Source organism: Cellvibrio fontiphilus (genome assembly GCF_042646205.1).
GTDB classification, from domain to species: Bacteria; Pseudomonadota; Gammaproteobacteria; order Pseudomonadales; family Cellvibrionaceae; genus Cellvibrio; species Cellvibrio fontiphilus_A.
The window spans coordinates 144,033-161,224 of sequence record NZ_JBHRTF010000001.1; the positions used below are offsets into that span (position 1 = coordinate 144,033).

Sequence of the window (17,192 nt, forward strand, 5' to 3'; positions counted from 1 at the left end):
GCTTGTGTCTCCGCGTTAACCTGCGCGCAGACTAGCATAAACCCTCCCTGGTTTTTAACTCTAACGCGCGTCACTCACTGCGCACTTGTCGGTTATACGGCTAATTCAATATCAGGCAACACTTTTGGCGGGTGTTGTAGCGTCTTTATCGGCGAGCTTCTCCGCGCGCTTTGCACTGATGGGCTCGACTTTGCGCTGTTTTTCGTAGAGGAAGCGCAGCACTGCCGAACGATAGCCGTTGTATTCGGCGTTGTCCGCCAATGCCAGGCGATTGCGCGGGCGCGGCAAATGTACATCCAAAATTTCACCCACGGTGGCAGCGGGGCCGTTGGTCATCATCACAATGCGATCAGAAAGCAATACGGCTTCATCCACATCGTGGGTAATCATAATCACGGTATTGCCCAACTGGTTCTGGATTTCCATCAGTGAATCTTGCAAATGTGCACGGGTCAGTGCATCCAGCGCACCAAAAGGTTCGTCCATTAATAACACTTGCGGCTCCATGGCGAGTGCACGTGCAATACCCACGCGCTGTTTCATGCCGCCGGAAATTTCATCGGGGCGTTTGTGCATGGCGTGGCTCATATGGACTAATTCGAGGTTGTGTTCAATCCACTCGCGCATTTGCGCTTTGGTTTTTTTACCTTTGAACACTCGCTTAACACCCAGCTCCACATTTTCATAGGCCGTTAACCAGGGCAGCAGTGAATGGTTTTGGAAAACCACCGCGCGCTCCGGGCCTGGTTCATTTACTTCGCGACCGTTGAGCACAACGCCGCCGGTGGTGGCTTGGTAAAGGCCGGCAACAATATTCAGCACGGTGGATTTACCGCAACCAGAGTGACCAATCAGCGAAACAAATTCGCCTTTTTTAATTTTCAGATCCACATTTTGCAGCGCGCAAAATGGGCCTTTAGGCGTGGGGAATTCAATACCGACTTTGGTGAGTTCCAAATGAATCTGGCTCATGGTGTTTCCTCTGCAATCTTATTGCGAAAATAAACAGTTGCGAAAATAAATAGGCTTTTGGCTAAACAGTTTTGGTTAACACTATTTTGGGTTAACAACACACAGGCGGATCAGCTTCAATCAAGCAAATGCTATGCCGCGCTGGAGCGAATGCGGCTTAGCGTACCACCGCACTTTTATCCCAATTCACGTAGGTTTGAATCATTAAAATGGTGCGGTCGAGGAAAAAGCCTATGGCGCCAATCACCAAAATAGCCAGGCAAATTCGGCTCAGTGAATCCGATGAACCGTTTTGGAATTCATCCCAGACAAATTTTCCAAGGCCGGGGTTTTGCGACAACATTTCTGCGGCGATCAGTACCATCCAGGCGATACCCAGGGAAATACGCAAGCCGGTAAACATCATGGGAATTGCCGAGGGCAATACAATTTTTACTACGTGGGTAAACCAGCCCAAGCGCAATACACGGCTCACGTTGATTAAATCTTTGCTGACACCGGCAACACCGACGGCGGTGTTAATCATGGTGGGCCAGAGTGAACAGAGGCTCACGGTTAATAAAGAAATAATGTAGGACTTGGAAAACATCGGCGAGTCAGAAACGTAAACAGCACTCACCACAATAGTGACCAGTGGCAACCAAGCCAGTGGTGATACCGGTTTAAATAATTGGATGAGCGGGTTAAAGGCGCTGTACAAGGGCTGACTTAAACCAATCACTATGCCCAAGGGAATTGCGATCACCGATGCCACTAAAAAGCCAGACAGCACCGTTACCAAACTGGTTTTAATTTTGTCAAAAAAAGTGGGGCGACCGCTAAAGCTGCGCTCATCCAATTTTGCATTGGGGTCATTTGCTAATAACTCAGCGTTGCGCTTTTCCTGACGCTCGTAAAACAACGCCGCGCGCTCCTGTTCGGCGGTGTATTCGTCCACCAGGTTGCCCCATTGCTCATACACTTGTTTGGGTTGCGGGAATTCACCCAGTGAGGTTTTTACGTGGGGCGCAATACTGTGCCAGAGCATTAAAAACATGAGTACACCAATCATGGGCATTAACATGCTAATGACAACTTCACGCCATTTAATTGCTTTAAATTGTTCAAGTTTCAAGGTTGCTAATTTAGTGCTCATGATTGTTTCCTCGGCCGCACTGCCGATGTGTGATCCGACAGTGGGCGACAGCATTTATCAAAAAAGAATCCAGTCGTAACCAACATCTATTAATTGCAGCGAGCGCGGAGCCCGCTTGGGCAATTAAATTTTCTCATCACCCTTTAAACCAATCGGGAATTTGGTGAGGTAGTCATTGGGTTTGGTTGCATCAAATTGCACACCGTCAATCCACACAGTTTCATCGGGAGTGCGAATGCCGTTAAAGGTTTTGAAATCGGGGAAGTCACTGGCGGACATCTTTCCTTCGGCAATCAAATCAGCGGCTGCTTGTTGGTAAATCTCCGGTGCCACGGCTTTTTTCGCCATATCCATGTACCAGCTATCGGGTTTGGCTTCAGGAATTTGGCCCCAGCGGCGCATTTGGGTCAGGTACCAGACTGCATCGGAAACATGTGGGTAAGAGGCGTTGTAGCGGAAAAACACATTGAAGTCCGGCGTTGGGCGCACATCTTTGCGTTCATACTCAAACACGCCCGTCATGGAGTTGGCGATAACTTTGTAATCGGCACCAACGTAGTGGCTGGCAGAAATCATTTTTGCAGCGGCGGGGCGATTGGCATTTTCTTTTTCATCCAACCAGTAGGCGGCGCGAATCATGGCTTTTACAACACGCACGGTAGTGTTGGGGTTTTTCTCCATAAAATCGCGGCGCATACCAAATACTTTATCGCCAATTTTGTTGTGCACCGCCATGACTGGAACACCAATGCCGCGAAATACTGCCTGTTGGTTCCAGGGTTCACCTACGGAATAACCCTGAATGGTGCCCGCTTCCATTGTGGCCGGCATTTGTGGTGGTGGTGTGACCGAGAGTAAAACATCGGCATTGATTTGACCGGTGGTGTCGCCTTTATGCGGAGCGTATAAACCTGGGTTAATACCGCCGGCTGCTAACCAATAACGCAAACCCATATTGTGGGTTGATACTGGAAATACCACGCCCATTTGAATTGATTTGCCCGCGTCTTTCATGCTGTCTACTACGGGTTTCAAACTGCTCGCGCTGATGGGGTGAACGGGTTTTCCATCCGCACCCAGGGGAACATTTTTTTTCATTTTTTTCCAAATGTCATTGGAAACAGTAATCGCGTAGGTGTTTTGCGTCATGGTGAAAGGGAACACCAAATCGGCCTGGGTGCCATAACCAATATTGGCTGCAACAGGTTGTGCGAGCAGCATGTGTGAGCCATCCAACTCGCCGGAAATAACGCGGTCGAGCACCACTTTCCAGTTAGCTTGCGCTTCCAGTTCTACCGTTAAACCTTCATCGTCAAAGTAACCATTTTCATAAGCCACCGCTAAATCGGCCATGTCAGTTAATTTAATAAAACCAAATTTCAAATCAGTTTTTTCAGCGGGGCCGGTTGCTGCCTGAGCAGTGCTTATAAGTGAAATAGTGGCTGCAAGAACCGCAGCCGCTTTTTTCATGGGTTTTAAAAAACGTGAGACTGCATGCATTTTTTTTTGCTCCTGGCTATGAACGAAAACGAAATAGTGTTGGCGAAAGTGATTTTGTTTTTACAAAAAAATAAAACGTTTGTATCAGACCTTATTCAAACACTGTGCCAATAACTGAAATGCATTTTTATGGCGCAGGAATTTCACCGGGGAAGAGAAAATTTTTAGCTTTTGCACGCAGTCGGATCACAAAAAAATGCGCTGCGTTTTTTTGGTGCCGGCCGTGCACAATCCGGTGGTCAGCGACTGGTGCTTGGTGAGCGGCGAGCCGCACTCTCTTGGCGCAAAATTGCACTAGGGCGGCGCAATCGAACCTGAGTGAGTGATTGGTGAATCTGCAGGGGCCTTGCTGTTTTTGTGTAAAAAACCTTTGCAGTCAATGGGCTAGTGCGTTTGGCGCGCCTAGATACCCGCCCGTTGCCGGCTATACTCAATAACAGACAAGCCCCTCGATCAGGATAAATAACCATGAGTCTATGGCGGTTTTTTGCGGTTTTTCTCTACTTCAGTCTCTGCGGTTGTTCTGCAGTGGTGCAAAAGGTGCCCTTGATGGGAGATCAGGGGCCGGTGAGCCGCGCGCTCTCGGGAGAATTGATTTTAGGGCGCCCCTATAGCGCGAGCGAATTGCCGGACCATGAGCTGTTTGCCTTGACGCCGGAGATGGAAGCCTTTGCCGAGGCCGCCGCAGCGGGAGAAACAACAGCGGATAAAAAAGCCGAGGCACTGCATCAGGCGTTGATGACCTCCACGCAGTTGGGTGGGCGCGGTATTACCTATTCGGCGTACACCACTAACACGGGTATTGATGCCTTTGAAAAGCGCCAGGCCAATTGCCTGAGTTACACCCTGCTGTATGTGGCCATGGCGCGTCACTTGGGTTTAAAGGCCGAGGTGAATGAGGTGATCCTGCCGCCGACCTGGGATATGCGTGAAGGCGACACCTATTTATTTATGCGGCATGTCAACGCCAAGGTATTTATGTCCGGTGGTGGCCTGCGCTCCTGGGTGCGCGCCGTGAATACCGCCGACGTGGCTGACATAGTGGTGGATTTGGAGATGCGTCGCTTTCGCGCTCATTACAAACAAAAAGTGATTGGCAAGGATTTGATCGCTGCCCAGTTTTATTCCAATCGCGGTATGGAGTTGGCGGCGGAGGGCGACAGTCGCAATGCGTTTTTGTATTTGCGCAAAGCGCTGTTAATGAGCGAGGAGCCAAGTTATATCTGGAGCAACTTCGGCAGCTTTTATCGCCGCCAGGGGTTTTTGCTTGAGGCTGAGGCTATCTATTTGCATGGCCTGAAAGTAAACCCCAGGGATTACACCATCATGCATAACCTGGCGGGTTTGTATAAAGAAACCGGCAATGCAGAGCGGCAGCAATATTATCAGGAGCGAGTGCGCAAACACCGCAACGCCAACCCCTATTACATGTATCGCCGCGCGCAAGACGCCGTTGATCAGCAGGACTACACCAAAGCGCTCGGTTTAATTAAAGCTGCGATTAAAAAAGAAAAAGATGAAGTGCGTTTTTATCGCTTGGCGGTGACTATTTACGATGCGCTGGGCGATAAACAAAACGCGGAACATATGCGCGACAAGGTGTATCAATTAAGCACTATTCGTTTTTAACAATAACCAGTTGAATGCTGCCCACTTTAAAGCCCCACTTGCGCAGGATGGATTCGTTGAGCAGCACCTTGTTGTCCACTTGCCACATCCAGTCTTCTACCTGCAGTTGCAGCGGTGAATCTTTGTAGGTGATTTCCAGGGTGTAATCCAGTTTCATAGCATTGCCGCTGACATTGGCTTTGCCTGTGCCTATCACATCGCCGGCAGTGGCATCGTAACCCTCGCCGTTGGGTGTGAGTTTCCAGGTGCGAAATTGCACTTCGCCATCATCAAATACAAAGCGCTCCTCCAGTGTGCCCACACCATTCACCCAATAGGCTTTGATGCTGGCATTGAAGTGCCGCGTCACCTTGCCGCTGCGATTTTTTAACACGCCGTGAGCGCTGAGCGAGCCGTTAAAAAACTGCTTGGGATCAAGCACCGGTGTGTTGTTGGTGTAGTCGTTAATGGACGTACTGGAGCAAGAGGAGAGCATAAGTATCAAGCCTGAAAAAAAGAGCGATTTCCACAAGGTGCGCATGGGGTTGGGCCTTTATTGGGCATTCCTGCATGGTTAAAAATCTACATGGACGACCGCTAAAAACGGCCTGCCGCTGAACATTGGTGAACGCAATATTGTTAAAACTAGATACGCCGCCAGTCATAGGCAGGATCACCGGTGTTCACAGGTAAAAGACTGTAATTGTCTATTTGCCTATATGGACTCGCCGCGCCCCAGCCTCTAGGCTGCCGCACTTACAACAAGAAACAGCGACAAGAGGAATTGCAATGAAAGTATCTAGATCCGCCTGGGCCGGCGTGCTCGCACTGGTATTAAGCACCCCGCTGCAAGCGGCCGGGACGGGCGAGTGGCGCTCTCTCTTTAATGGCAAAGACCTCACCGGCTGGCAGCCTTATGTGAGTTTCCAGCCCGAGACTAACGCCTACAATCTGGTCTCCAAACACACACCGCGCGGCATCAACAATGATCCGAAAAAAGTATTCACGGTGGTGGATGGCCTGCTGCGGGTATCGGGGGAAGAGTGGGGCGGCTTAACTTCCAACGAGGAGTTTGGCGCGTTTCATTTGAAGTTCGAGGTGAAGTGGGGCGAGCAAAAATGGCCGCCGCGTTTGGATGCCCCGCGCGACAGCGGCCTGCTGTATTTTGCGGTAGGGCCAGAGGGCGCCCAGAGCCAGCATTGGCTGCGCAGCCATGAATTTCAGGTGCAGGAGGGTGACAGCGGCGATTATCACAGCCTGGACGGGGTGATTATTGATGTACACGCCACCGATACCAATATCGGCGATTGGAAGTTTTACGCCTACGACCCCAAAGCGCCACTGCGCAAAGACATTGCCGCGCGCGTATTAAAACTCGGCTTGCACGAAAAACCGAGTGGCGAGTGGGACACTATGGAAGTGATCGCCGATGGCGAAACGCTGATCCACAAGGTGAACGGTCACGAAGTATTCCGCGGTTTTAACTCTCGCCATAAAGTGGATGGCAAATACGTCCCGCTCCAGCGCGGCAAATTGCAGATCCAGTCCGAAGGTGCAGAGACTTTTTATCGCAACATCTACATCAAGAGCCTGGATAAACCCGCCGCCGAATACTGATCTGCCAACCCGCTTCACGGTCAGAACCCCCTTGATTAAAAACCATGGGGCGGGCAGTCTGGGCTCATCTCCCTATGAGGAAACGCTATGAGCCCTTTCTATACTTTTTCTGCTGAATCACTGTCCGGCGAACCGGTTGCGCTGGCTGACTATCGCGACAAACTGGTGCTGGTGGTGAACACTGCCAGCCAGTGCGGTTTTACCCCTCAATACGCTGGTTTGGAGGCGCTTTATCAGCGCTACAAAGATGATGGCTTGGTCATCCTCGGCTTTCCCTGCAATCAATTTGGCGGCCAGGAGCCGGGCGATGCTGCGGAAATCGCCCAGACCTGCCAGCTCAACTACGGCGTGACCTTTCCTATGTTTGCCAAGGTAGATGTCAACGGCAGCGAGGCGCACCCGCTGTTTAAATGGCTGGTGGATGCGGCACCGGGGTTGCTGGGCAATGCGGTCAAATGGAACTTCACCAAGTTTTTAATCAATCGCCAGGGCGATGCGGTAAAACGTTTTGCCCCCATCACCAAACCGGAAGCCCTGGCCGATGATATCCAGGCGCTGTTAAAAAACTGATTCGCCATGCGTACACCGGGAGTGTTGGCGCTGTGCCTCGCTGCGTTTGCGGCGGGGTTTTACGCAAATGACTATCGCCACCAGTTGCAAGCCGGGGCCGGCGCTGGTGAGCCGCTAGCTGCAGGCGCCGCGCCACAAGCCCTCGCAACCCCGTCCCTTGGCGGCTCGCCAATACCTGAGTCGGCGACATCCCCCGGCTCATCGCCTGCCGCGGCACTGGCTATATCCAGTGCCGCTCTATTAACCCCGCTGGAGCAGGCCAATCGCTGGATCGCCCTGGGCAATTACCCACAAGCGGCACAGTTGCTGGAACAACTGCTCGCACAATTACCCGCTGCGGATGCGCAACACACCAGAGCGCTGCGCTTGCTGGCGCGGGTGTACGAAGAGCAGGGGCGCCATGTGTTGGCCATCGCCAGCTGGTTTGATTATGTCGCTCAGGAAGTGGATGCCCAGCAGCTGCAGGACGGCCTGCAATACCTTGCCAGTTATCTGCTGCGCCTCGCGGCGAACCCGGTGTTTGCACAGGAGCAGGCAGACTGGTTAATGCAGCAGTTAAATGATGTGATCCGCCTGACGCCGGACAACGGCGAGCTGCATTTGCGCCTTGCCAATATGCACTGGGAGGCGAAGGACAAAGAACTCTCCCAATACCACGCGCTGATGGCCGCCAATCAGCAGGACACTCACACGCGGGCACAGGCGCTGCTGCTGGTAATCAATGGCGATACGGCGGGCGGCGTGGCAAGTGGCGAAGAAGTCACCCTCGCACTGCAGCGGTACGGCAACCAGTTTTTGGTTCCGCTGGAGATTGATGGCATTGCCGCGCGCCTGCTGTTGGATACAGGGGCATCCATCAGCGGGCTTACGTCCAGTTTTGTGGAGCGGCATCACAACCTGGTGCGCAATACCAAACCCATCACCCTCAACACCGCAAGCGGCACAGTAGAAAGTTATGTGTTTGTGGTGAACAACCTGCGCCTCGCTTCGCTGGATTTCCCTAAGCATTTACTTGCGCGTTTGCCCATGGACAGCAGCGCGCCGTTTGATGGTTTGCTCGGTGTGGATATTCTGGGCCGCTTTGAATTTGTAATAGATCAGGACGCAGCGCAATTGCGCTTGCGCAAACGTCATTAAGGAGCGACAAATGGGTAAACGCTATGAAGCTATATCAACTGAGCTGCAGGATTTTATCGCCAGACAAAAACTATTTTTTGTAGGCACAGCCACCGATACCAGCCGGGTAAATATTTCCCCCAAGGGTATGGATTCCCTGCGTGTACTGGGCGCCAACCGGGTGATTTGGTTAAACGTGACGGGCAGTGGCAATGAAACGGCAGCGCACCTGCAAACCCATCCGCGCATGACAATTATGTTTGCGGCATTTGAAGGCGCGCCCATGATCTTGCGCCTCTATGGCACGGCGCGCGCTATTCATTGCACCGATGCCGAGTGGCCCGCCCTTTACGCACAGTTTCCTGCCAATACCGGCGCGCGGCAGATTTTTGATTTGCAGGTAGATCTGGTGCAAACCTCCTGCGGTATGGCAGTGCCTTTTTTTGATTACCAGGGTGAGCGCGAACAGTTAAACCAATGGGCCAATAAAAAAGGTGAGGCAGATATTCGCCATTATTGGCGCGAGAAAAATCGCTTCAGTCTGGATGGTATAGCGACGGGTATTGATAAGGCGATTACTGCAGGCGAGTCGTAGCTGTGGCCGGCGAGTTATTGAAAACAATCGATACACAAGGCTTACAAAAAAAGAGTAAAACAACAGAGTAAAAACAAAAAAAGCAGCTACAAAAGCTGCTTTTTTTGCAGATTTTTTTAGAAGAAAATCCAGTAAATGAGCGCGAGGTACATGCTGTATTGCACCAGATAATACAGAGTGCGGTTAAAGGCTTTCAGTTTCTTGCCCAGCATGCGAATTTTATACAGCGTACCAAAGGCGCGGTTTAAAAATCCTACTTTATCGCCGTCCATATTCTTGGTGGCTGAACCGGCCACTACCAGGCGGGAAAACAGTTCGTTAAACCAATCGACCAGAAAGAAATTCACCGGGCGTTTTATATCCACAAACAAAATAATACGGTTTTGATCGGTTTTATTTTGTGCGTAGTGAATATAAGTTTCATCAAACATGACCGCTTCGCCATCGCGCCAAAAATATTTTTGGCCATCCACACTGATGAAACAATCTTCGGAGTTGGGGGTGGATAAACCCAGGTGATAACGCAGCGAGCCAGCGTAGGGGTCGCGATGCCTTACCAGGCGTGCGCCCGGTGGCAGCATGGTAAACATGGCGCCTTTAATGTTGGGCACCTGATTAATCAGCGCGACGGTTTTGGGGCAGAGCTGTTCAGCGGATTTCAGGTTGGCGCCGTACCATTTCAGGTAAAAACGCTTCCAGCCGGTTTTGAAAAAAGAGTTAAAACCCAAATCGTCCAGCTTATCGGACGCTTTGATTTTAGCCTCGGCATTCAGGTTCAATGCTTCATCGCGAATGGTTTCCCAGTTGTCCTGCAGGATTTTCAGCTCGGGAAAATCGTCAGGCTCCAAATAAGCGGTTTTTTTATCCTTGCCAAAAATATAAAACAGGCAATTGATAGGGGCTAAAAAGTTGGCGTGATCAGTGATTTTGCGCGTCCATCGGTCGTGCTGTACAGCACCCCGATTCTGGATATAAATGGCTGAAACTACAAAAATAGCCAGTATAAAAATTCCCATTTGTCATCTCTCCGGGGGCAAGCTAAAACGGCGCGCAGAATAATCAGGCGGTTTTGGCTTTTCAATGGACAAATGTAAGAGAATTGCACGGCGAGGCGCCCGGGTTGTACAAAATGTTCACTCTGCCGCCAGACGCCACTATTTAGCGCTATTTTTCAGTAATAACAGGGGATCTATGGAAAGAAAATTACGCTTTGGCGAGGTTGTTGTCAGCCAGCTGGCCATTCTGCTGGTGGGCGCCCTTGCGCTCGGGTTTGGCGAAATTCACTGGCAATTATGGGTTTTTTCGCCCTTGGTGGACTCGCTGCTGGCGGTGTTGGCGGCACTTTTCACCTATGGGCTTATCTACCTCATGTATCGCCATGCCGGGCGTTTTGCTGCCAGCCTCTTGGCGGATATGCAGAAAATCACCCTGCATTTTGCCGACTATTCCTGGGCCAAAATCGCCTGTGTTGCACTGCTCGCGGGTGTGGGGGAGGAGTTGTTATTTCGCCTTGCCCTGCAGGGCGGGCTGACCGGCTATTTATCTGTACCCCTGGCGATTGTTATACCTGCCCTGGTATTTGGCCTGCTGCACTTTTTGTCCTGGGCTTATTTTATTGCGGCGACACTAATGGGGCTGGCGTTTGGTATTGTTTACCACTACACCCAAAGTGCCATGCTGGTGATTATCTGGCACGCGGTCTATGACCTGATTGCACTGGGGGTGATGATCAAATATCCCCAGTGGTTGGGTTTGCCTCCTCCGGTGAAAAACGCCTTTTTATCCTGATGAATTTTTCTTTTGCTGTGCAATCACCATATGAAAATTATTGAATCGCTTGAGCCACATCATCAACCACAGTTGCACCAACTCTATTTGCAACAATGGTGGTCAAACACCCGCACACTGGAAGAAGTCAGCGCTGTACTTGCCGGCTCTTCGCTCACTCTTGGTGTTATTGATGCTGAAAATAATTTGATCGGTTTTACCCGGGTATTAACCGATGGCATTTTTAAAGCCATTATGTTCGACGTTATTGTGAGCGAAGATTATCGCGGCCACAAAATTGGCTCGCAGTTGGTGGAGTACGTAAAACACCACCCCAGGCTTGCCCGCGTAAAACACCTTGAACTCTACTGCCTGCCGGAATTGCAGAGCTACTATCAACAATTTGGTTTTGGCACCGATGTAGGCGGCATGCAATTAATGCGGCTGACAATGCGTTGATATTTTTACGTTTAACCTTCTAAAAGGAATCTTTATGACTAATCTGGTTATCAAACAGGCGAGTGCAAGTGATGTCGCTGCTGTTGCAAACTTATTCAATCTTTATCGCCAGTTTTATGAACAGGCACCAGACCAGACACTGGCGCAAGGTTTTATCGAAGCGCGAATCAGAAATAACGAGTCAGTGATTCTGTTAGCGGAGTTTAAAGGTGAGGCTGTGGGTTTTTGTCAGCTGTATCCCAGTTTTTGCTCGGTAATAGCGGCGCCTATTTATGTGCTTTATGATTTATTTGTGCACCCGGAACAGCGGGGAATTGGTGCAGGAAAGGCACTACTGTTAGCGGCAGAAGCGCAGGCAAAACGCGCCGGCATGAAACGCATGGATCTGACAACGGCAAAAACAAACCTCACTGCCCAAAGCTTATATGAATCCTTGGGGTGGGTTAGGGATGATGTGTTTTTTACTTACAACAAGCATGTAATTAGCGAATAAAAAACGCCGCACTTTTGTGCGGCGCTTTGAATTTTTTATTTATTATTTTTTACTCTGCGCGAGTACACAAGGCCGAGTAAACCCAGGCTCAGCAGGATGATGGAGGATGACTCGGGCACCGGGGTGCTGGCGCGGCTGTCGCGCACGTACCAGGTTTCCCAGGCGTCTTCCAGTGAGCCAATATCAAAGCCGTTGGTGATCAAACCCATGGAGGCATCGCTTAAATCGATGTGATTAAAGTTGCTCCAGTATTCCGCTGCAAAACGATAGAGTGAATGATCGCCAAAACTGGATTCAGGGTTAATAATGGCATTGCCGATAATAAAATCCGTCCAATCCGGGCGCATGGCCCACTCGGTTTCAGTGGCATAACGCCAGCCTTCACTGGCGCGATATTCAGGCGCTTCAATATTGCCTTCGCCCCACTCACCCGTACCTATAGGGCCAGCGTAAACCCAATCCAGGCCATTAAAATTCAATAAAATATTTTCATCGGGAATAATGGTAGAGGCATCGATAATAACGGCGTTTGCCTGGGTGCTGAGCAACAGGCTGGCGGTGATTGCAAAGGTAGAAATTATTTTTTTCATCATAAATATCCATTGGTTTTCTGGTTAACCCTGCCACTGTTTATGCTGCAGTGACAGGGTGTGTTTGAGTGATTGAAAACTGATTAATTAAAAAGTTAATTATCTTCAATAGTTAATTTTCAGAGCTTGGTAATGCGCAACCAATTAATGCTCCAACCACCTTGCTGTGCATAAATACCAACATTGAATGTTCCTGCGTTGATATTCACCGTGTGGCTGATGGTAGTGAAATTGCCCCAGTCACCAGTGGCTGGAATCGCCGCGCTGCCCAATACAATTGAACCGCCATTCAAATCCAGCGACAGCATTCCACCACTCGGGCTGGCAACTCGGTACTCCACCAAATAACTGCCGGATGACGGAAAGTTGATATTGGTAAAGGCCATCCAATCACCGCTATCAATCGCGCCTACCACTTGGCCACCGCCGGCATCCGCCGAGGGAAATAATTCCAGCCCGGACATAAATGCGTAGGTTTCTGCCTCAATTAATCGACTGAACGCGGCAACCGAACTGCTGCTGGATGAGCTGCTGGCGGGCGCGCTGGATTGATTATTTCCACTCATGATCAATTCAGCCCAGGGCGTATCCATTGCCCCAATTTCCTGGGCGATAGTCATAAAGTAGCGAACCCTTGCACCCGCGGGGATGCCGGTTAATTCGTAATAATTGGAATTGTCGCTGCTGTGTGTCATGCGAATATTTTGTTGTGGCCCGCCATTCACCGTGAAATGAATATCCGCCCAGGCCGCGTTGTTGGCAAAAAAGCGCAGGCTGTCACTACTCAAAACTGTGTGACCATATTGATTGTTGTTGGCGATGCTTGATGCCTGCGTACTGCTGGATGACATTACACTTGAGCTTGCAATGGCACTCGATGTAGTCACTGAGCTTGCCGCTGATGTTGCAACCGAAGTTGCTGCGGAGCTGCTGGCTTTTGATGAAGTCACACTGTTGGTCACCGAACTTGCCAAGCTGCTATTGCTGCTGCCCGTAGTCGGTGTACAACTGGTTGAGGTGGGCAATGCATCGGGTGTTTCACCGGTGCGTTTTATGCGGAAACTATTGGCCGGTACATTTAATGTCATGCCATCGGAAAAACGCACATATTGCGGGCTGCAACCAAAGTTGTAAGCGATGTACGTCAGCAAACCATTTTTATTAAATGCAACGGCGCTGGGGCTGGATGCGGTTAATGCACCTGTGCCCGTGGCTAAATGGCCGAGTTGTTTTAATGTGTGCACCCAGTGATAAGTGTGGGCTTTGGTTTCACCGGCTTCAGGCGTGTAATTAAAATTGTAGGCGAGCATGTCCTCCACGGCGGCTTCACCGTTGCTCATCGCCCAAATATTCCACCACACATCGCGCCATTGATCATCAATTAAACCCGAAGGTTTGCCATTGCTGGATTGGCTCAAGCCCAGCTCAACATACTTATCCAAATAATCTGCATGCTGGCCAATGTGAAATACCAATGGGCTCAGGGGCAAACCTTGAATACCTAAAATGTGCGCGTAGGCACCGCTGAACCAGGTGGAAAATACATGGCCGTTGCCCCAAATAATGGAGGTGGTCATTTTGGGGTAAGCGGAATCAAAGTTATCGTAATCGCCACCTAAACCACGGAAGCGATCAATATTATTCCAATACTCCCAATAGGCGGCGGTGGAGGATGCATGCAAATACATGCCGCGATCGGTGATGGCTTTATTGCGGGTGATTTGCCCGTAAAGCACCATCGCGCCGTAAGCGTTAGCGGCTTCCGATGTGGATTCGTTATTGTTGCCCAACACAAAATTGGCGTGGCCGGATGCCCAGGAAAAACCATTCGCAGGATCAAAGTTACGCAAATAGGGGAACATGCTGTCGTTGCGCGCGGCGGCGTAATCGCGAATTAATAATTCCACCATAGGCCCGTATTGGGTTGCACTACACCAGCTGGCTTCTACGCGACAAATTTCTGCAGCGGCACGCACAAAATAACCGTAGTGAAAATGGTGATCGTTTAATTGTTGTTGTGAACCAAAGGATTCATCAAAACCAAGCAGCGTGTTCCAGTTGTTGTCGTAGGCAAAATATTTGGTGGTATCCAAACCGCCGTTGGTATTGGCGCGGAACCAATCTTGCAATTCGGCTTTGAGCCATTGAATTAATTGATCCGCTTCTGCGGTCATGCCAATTGAGCGTGCAATCGCGGCAAGCTCTGCGATTTTGCCGTAATTTTTTCCGGCCCAATAAGTATCGGTAAACGTATTCCAACTGGCGGGATCCTGGTTAATAAATTCATTCACCAATTGACGCAAACGGGCTTCATCGTAGTCGCCAATATTTTCCGGCAAGTAGGGCAGTACACCCACAAAGGGAATGGTGTAGCTAAAACTTTTGGTCGCCGCAAATTTAGTCACACCGCGCGCACTGCGCACTTTGTAAGGCGTAAAGGCTTGTTGCGTGGCATTTTTCCACGCCATGGGCAGCAGGCCCGCCATGGTAGTTACTGGCACACCATTAAATTGATAACTGTGAGTGACAGTCACTTTATTGGTGTTGCGATTAACCGCGTAGGTGATGTTGACCTTGTCCACCCGCTGGGTCGCGTGCTGGGCAAAATCCTGAATCATCGCGGTGGAAGGCTTGCCGGATATTTGCGGAAGCAGAGTAACAGTCATGCGTTTACTGGCGTTGTTCACACCAATCGTTGCGGTATTTGGGTTGCTGAAACTGGTGGCATCGTGACCGGTAATTAAAAAATTATTGTGATTACCCGCAACGTTCGTCCACACACCCAAGCTATTTCCCGCTTGATAAAACACACCTTTCTCGCCGCCGTCCGCCGCTTTGGTGCGCAGCTGCAAATTACCTTTGAGCGCGGTGAAATAGGCGTAGGGCGAGCCATGTACAAAAGTGGCTTCCATCACTGCCGTGCCCGCGCTTTGCCATTGCACGGTCACTGAGCCATCGCTGTAATCTTTTAAATAGGCTTCCAGATTGTTGTAATCGCTATTGCCAACGGCTATGCCATCAAACACTTCATTAAAGGGATCGGGAATGGAATATTGTGTGGCGGTTGGATTAGTGCGCAAACCACCGGGTATTCCCAAAATGCGCACACCGCGATCAGTGATGCGCGCGGTCATAGGGTCTGGTGTTATGTAACCCGCGCCGTTGGGGTCGCCAATTTTCATCTCGCCCATAAACGAAATAGAGCCCCACCAGCGATGGGTCATGGTGGGTTTGTCGGCCGCCGGTGCAACTAATTGTGGGTAAATGGGTGTTGGCGAACCAATCGGGTTACAGCTACTTACGCCGGGTTTAACCAAACCGGCGTTGTAAATCCAGTAACCATAATCAGTCGCACATTTGTATCCCGCAGGGTTAGGTGCGTTGGCAATATTGCCCGCACCGTAAGCGGTGACATTGGCAACAGCAACGGGGGAAATGGCGATGGAGGTAAAAGCAATGGGTGTAATAACACTGGCCCCCAGAGCAAGCAGGGCTTTGCGTAACTGTTTCATGTGATGTCCTATTGATTGTGCATCATTATTGTTAGAGTTAAAGCCGCTCCAATCCTCAGCTGAGCGGTGTCCCAATCTAAGTAGGGCGCGCATTGAAATCGTCCCAAATTGACTGGAATATCAAGGTGGGACGGTTCCACTTTGCAATAAACCGGCTGTTTTTCTGGGACAGGCAAGGTATTTGGCGCATGAGTGAATCATTTGATCTGAGAAAAAATCTGTTTATTCGCTAGTATTGAATTCAGTAAAAAAACTAAAACGGTGGAGGCCAATCGTTGAAAATTATTAATTTGCGCTCAGCGCCGGAACACATACCCACCATCGCCCAATGGCATCACGCCGAGTGGGGCTATTTAAATCCCGGTGGTACAGTACAAACACGCATCGAAAAAATGCAGCGCTATTTGCGCGGCGAGGCCATGCCCAGCATGTACATCTGTGTGGAGGGCGACAGGGTATTAGGCACTGCCGCTTTGGTGGAAAGCGACATGGACAGCCACCCGGAATTATCACCCTGGCTCGCCAGCGTCTATGTCCATGCGGATTACCGCAAACGCGGCATAGGCGCCTTACTCGTGAATAAAGTGGTCACCGTAGCCAAAACCCTCGGCTACAGCCCCCTCTATTTATTCACACCGGATCAGGAACACTTTTATAAAAATCTGGGCTGGCAATTTATCGCACAAGAATCCTATCGCGGCGGCCAGGCGACTTTGATGAAGATTGAGTTGGGCTAAGGTGTGTAGCAACTGGGTAGCCCGCCCTCATTGGGGCAAAGGCATCGCCTCTGCAGCGTTAAAAAAATTCACCACAAACCTCTTTGAAACCACCGACCTGAGCCGGCTCTACGCCTCAGTCATGGAGGGAAACCACGCATCCGCTAAGGTGTTGGAGAACAGCGGCTATAGATTAGAAGCCGTATTGCAAAAAGCGATTTACAAAAACGCCTCGGTTTTTAATGAGTTGCATTACAGTAAGGTTCGGGATGAATAACGCTTTAACCGAAGCAACATGTCGGTCAGTGCTATGTTGTTTATGACGCATGTGTTATGTGGAGTAATGGATTTGTAATCTAAATCCGTGTAATAAGAGTTTAAGAGCCGTACAGATTGGTGGCCCTCAATATGCTAATACCAGAACGATAGGTTGGTATCTGTAGGGCGCGCTTCGCGGAGCAAGCCGCCGAAGGGCAGAAACGTGCCCAAAGCGGACCTTAATTAATTATGGCCTCCTGTAAAATTTGGCATACGACCAGATG

17 protein-coding genes are annotated in these 17,192 nt (G+C 50.2%); 10 read left to right on the top strand and 7 right to left on the bottom strand.

The genetic code is table 11. From position 1 onward, the window contains the following. Nucleotides 1-111: 111 nt before the first annotated feature. From ACFODX_RS00625 to ACFODX_RS00635, 3 genes are all read right to left on the bottom strand, one after another. Nucleotides 112-972, bottom strand: coding sequence for an ABC transporter ATP-binding protein (locus ACFODX_RS00625; protein WP_378115006.1), 861 nt, complete (start codon nt 970-972; stop codon nt 112-114). A 157-nt stretch (nt 973-1,129) separates the two neighbouring features. Beyond that, complete coding sequence (locus ACFODX_RS00630) at nt 1,130-2,107, bottom strand: ABC transporter permease (protein WP_378115008.1); 978 nt, start codon at nt 2,105-2,107, stop codon at nt 1,130-1,132. A gap of 123 nt (nt 2,108-2,230) precedes the next feature. Further along, the gene (locus ACFODX_RS00635; protein WP_378115011.1) at nt 2,231-3,607 is read right to left on the bottom strand and encodes a CmpA/NrtA family ABC transporter substrate-binding protein; all 1,377 of its coding nucleotides are present in this window, start codon (nt 3,605-3,607) and stop codon (nt 2,231-2,233) included. A gap of 468 nt (nt 3,608-4,075) precedes the next feature. Here ACFODX_RS00635 and ACFODX_RS00640 point away from each other — a divergent pair, with 468 nt between their 5' ends. Further along, the gene (locus ACFODX_RS00640) at nt 4,076-5,236 is read left to right on the top strand and encodes a transglutaminase domain-containing protein (RefSeq protein WP_378115013.1); all 1,161 of its coding nucleotides are present in this window, start codon (nt 4,076-4,078) and stop codon (nt 5,234-5,236) included. Here the strand turns inward: ACFODX_RS00640 and ACFODX_RS00645 are convergent. After that, the gene (locus ACFODX_RS00645; RefSeq protein WP_378115015.1) at nt 5,223-5,756 is read right to left on the bottom strand and encodes a DUF3833 domain-containing protein; all 534 of its coding nucleotides are present in this window, start codon (nt 5,754-5,756) and stop codon (nt 5,223-5,225) included. The two genes, ACFODX_RS00640 and ACFODX_RS00645, sit on opposite strands and share 14 nt — an antisense overlap. A 248-nt stretch (nt 5,757-6,004) precedes the next feature. On the opposite strand from ACFODX_RS00645, the gene ACFODX_RS00650 reads away from it, so the two are divergent. The 4 genes from ACFODX_RS00650 to ACFODX_RS00665 all read left to right on the top strand — a co-directional run bounded on the left by ACFODX_RS00650 (nt 6,005) and on the right by ACFODX_RS00665 (nt 9,113). Continuing rightward, nucleotides 6,005-6,832 (top strand): 3-keto-disaccharide hydrolase, encoded by an 828-nt coding sequence (locus ACFODX_RS00650; RefSeq protein WP_378115017.1) that lies wholly within the window; start codon nt 6,005-6,007, stop codon nt 6,830-6,832. A gap of 87 nt (nt 6,833-6,919) precedes the next feature. Then, nucleotides 6,920-7,402, top strand: a complete 483-nt coding sequence (locus ACFODX_RS00655; RefSeq protein ID WP_378115019.1) for a glutathione peroxidase — start codon at nt 6,920-6,922, stop codon at nt 7,400-7,402. Nucleotides 7,403-7,408: 6 nt separating this feature from the next. Next, nucleotides 7,409-8,539, top strand: a complete 1,131-nt coding sequence (locus ACFODX_RS00660; protein WP_378115021.1) for an aspartyl protease family protein — start codon at nt 7,409-7,411, stop codon at nt 8,537-8,539. 10 nt (nt 8,540-8,549) lie between these two features. Then, a complete protein-coding gene (locus tag ACFODX_RS00665; protein WP_378115023.1) occupies nt 8,550-9,113 on the top strand; it encodes a pyridoxamine 5'-phosphate oxidase family protein in 564 nt (187 codons plus the stop codon). Between the two features lie 116 nt (nt 9,114-9,229). Here ACFODX_RS00665 and ACFODX_RS00670 read toward each other — a convergent pair whose 3' ends face one another. Next, nucleotides 9,230-10,129, bottom strand: a complete 900-nt coding sequence (locus ACFODX_RS00670; protein ID WP_378115025.1) for an aspartyl/asparaginyl beta-hydroxylase domain-containing protein — start codon at nt 10,127-10,129, stop codon at nt 9,230-9,232. Nucleotides 10,130-10,304: 175 nt separating this feature from the next. Between ACFODX_RS00670 and ACFODX_RS00675 the strand changes: the two genes are divergently transcribed. Genes ACFODX_RS00675 through ACFODX_RS00685 form a run of 3 tightly spaced genes read left to right on the top strand, consistent with a single transcriptional unit; the run spans nt 10,305 to nt 11,832 of the window. After that, a complete protein-coding gene (locus ACFODX_RS00675; protein WP_378115027.1) occupies nt 10,305-10,901 on the top strand; it encodes a CPBP family intramembrane glutamic endopeptidase in 597 nt (198 codons plus the stop codon). Between the two features lie 30 nt (nt 10,902-10,931). Beyond that, a complete protein-coding gene (locus tag ACFODX_RS00680; RefSeq protein ID WP_378115029.1) occupies nt 10,932-11,339 on the top strand; it encodes a GNAT family N-acetyltransferase in 408 nt (135 codons plus the stop codon). A gap of 34 nt (nt 11,340-11,373) precedes the next feature. Then, nucleotides 11,374-11,832: a GNAT family N-acetyltransferase gene (locus ACFODX_RS00685; RefSeq protein WP_378115031.1), complete on the top strand. Its 459-nt coding sequence runs from the start codon at nt 11,374-11,376 to the stop codon at nt 11,830-11,832. Nucleotides 11,833-11,867: 35 nt separating this feature from the next. On the opposite strand, the gene ACFODX_RS00690 is transcribed toward ACFODX_RS00685, so the two are convergent. Further along, a complete protein-coding gene (locus tag ACFODX_RS00690) occupies nt 11,868-12,425 on the bottom strand; it encodes a PEP-CTERM sorting domain-containing protein (RefSeq protein ID WP_378115033.1) in 558 nt (185 codons plus the stop codon). Between the two features lie 116 nt (nt 12,426-12,541). Beyond that, on the bottom strand, nt 12,542-15,934 hold the full coding sequence (locus ACFODX_RS00695; RefSeq protein WP_378115035.1) for a glycosyl hydrolase: 3,393 nt from the start codon (nt 15,932-15,934) through the stop codon (nt 12,542-12,544). 275 nt (nt 15,935-16,209) lie between these two features. Here ACFODX_RS00695 and ACFODX_RS00700 point away from each other — a divergent pair, with 275 nt between their 5' ends. Both ACFODX_RS00700 and ACFODX_RS00705 read left to right on the top strand, forming a co-directional pair. Further along, entirely contained in the window at nt 16,210-16,671 is a 462-nt protein-coding gene (locus ACFODX_RS00700) for a GNAT family N-acetyltransferase (protein WP_378115037.1), read from the top strand. Nucleotide 16,672: 1 nt separating this feature from the next. Next, nucleotides 16,673-16,927, top strand: a complete 255-nt coding sequence (locus tag ACFODX_RS00705) for a GNAT family N-acetyltransferase (RefSeq protein ID WP_378115039.1) — start codon at nt 16,673-16,675, stop codon at nt 16,925-16,927. Nucleotides 16,928-17,192 lie beyond the last annotated feature (265 nt).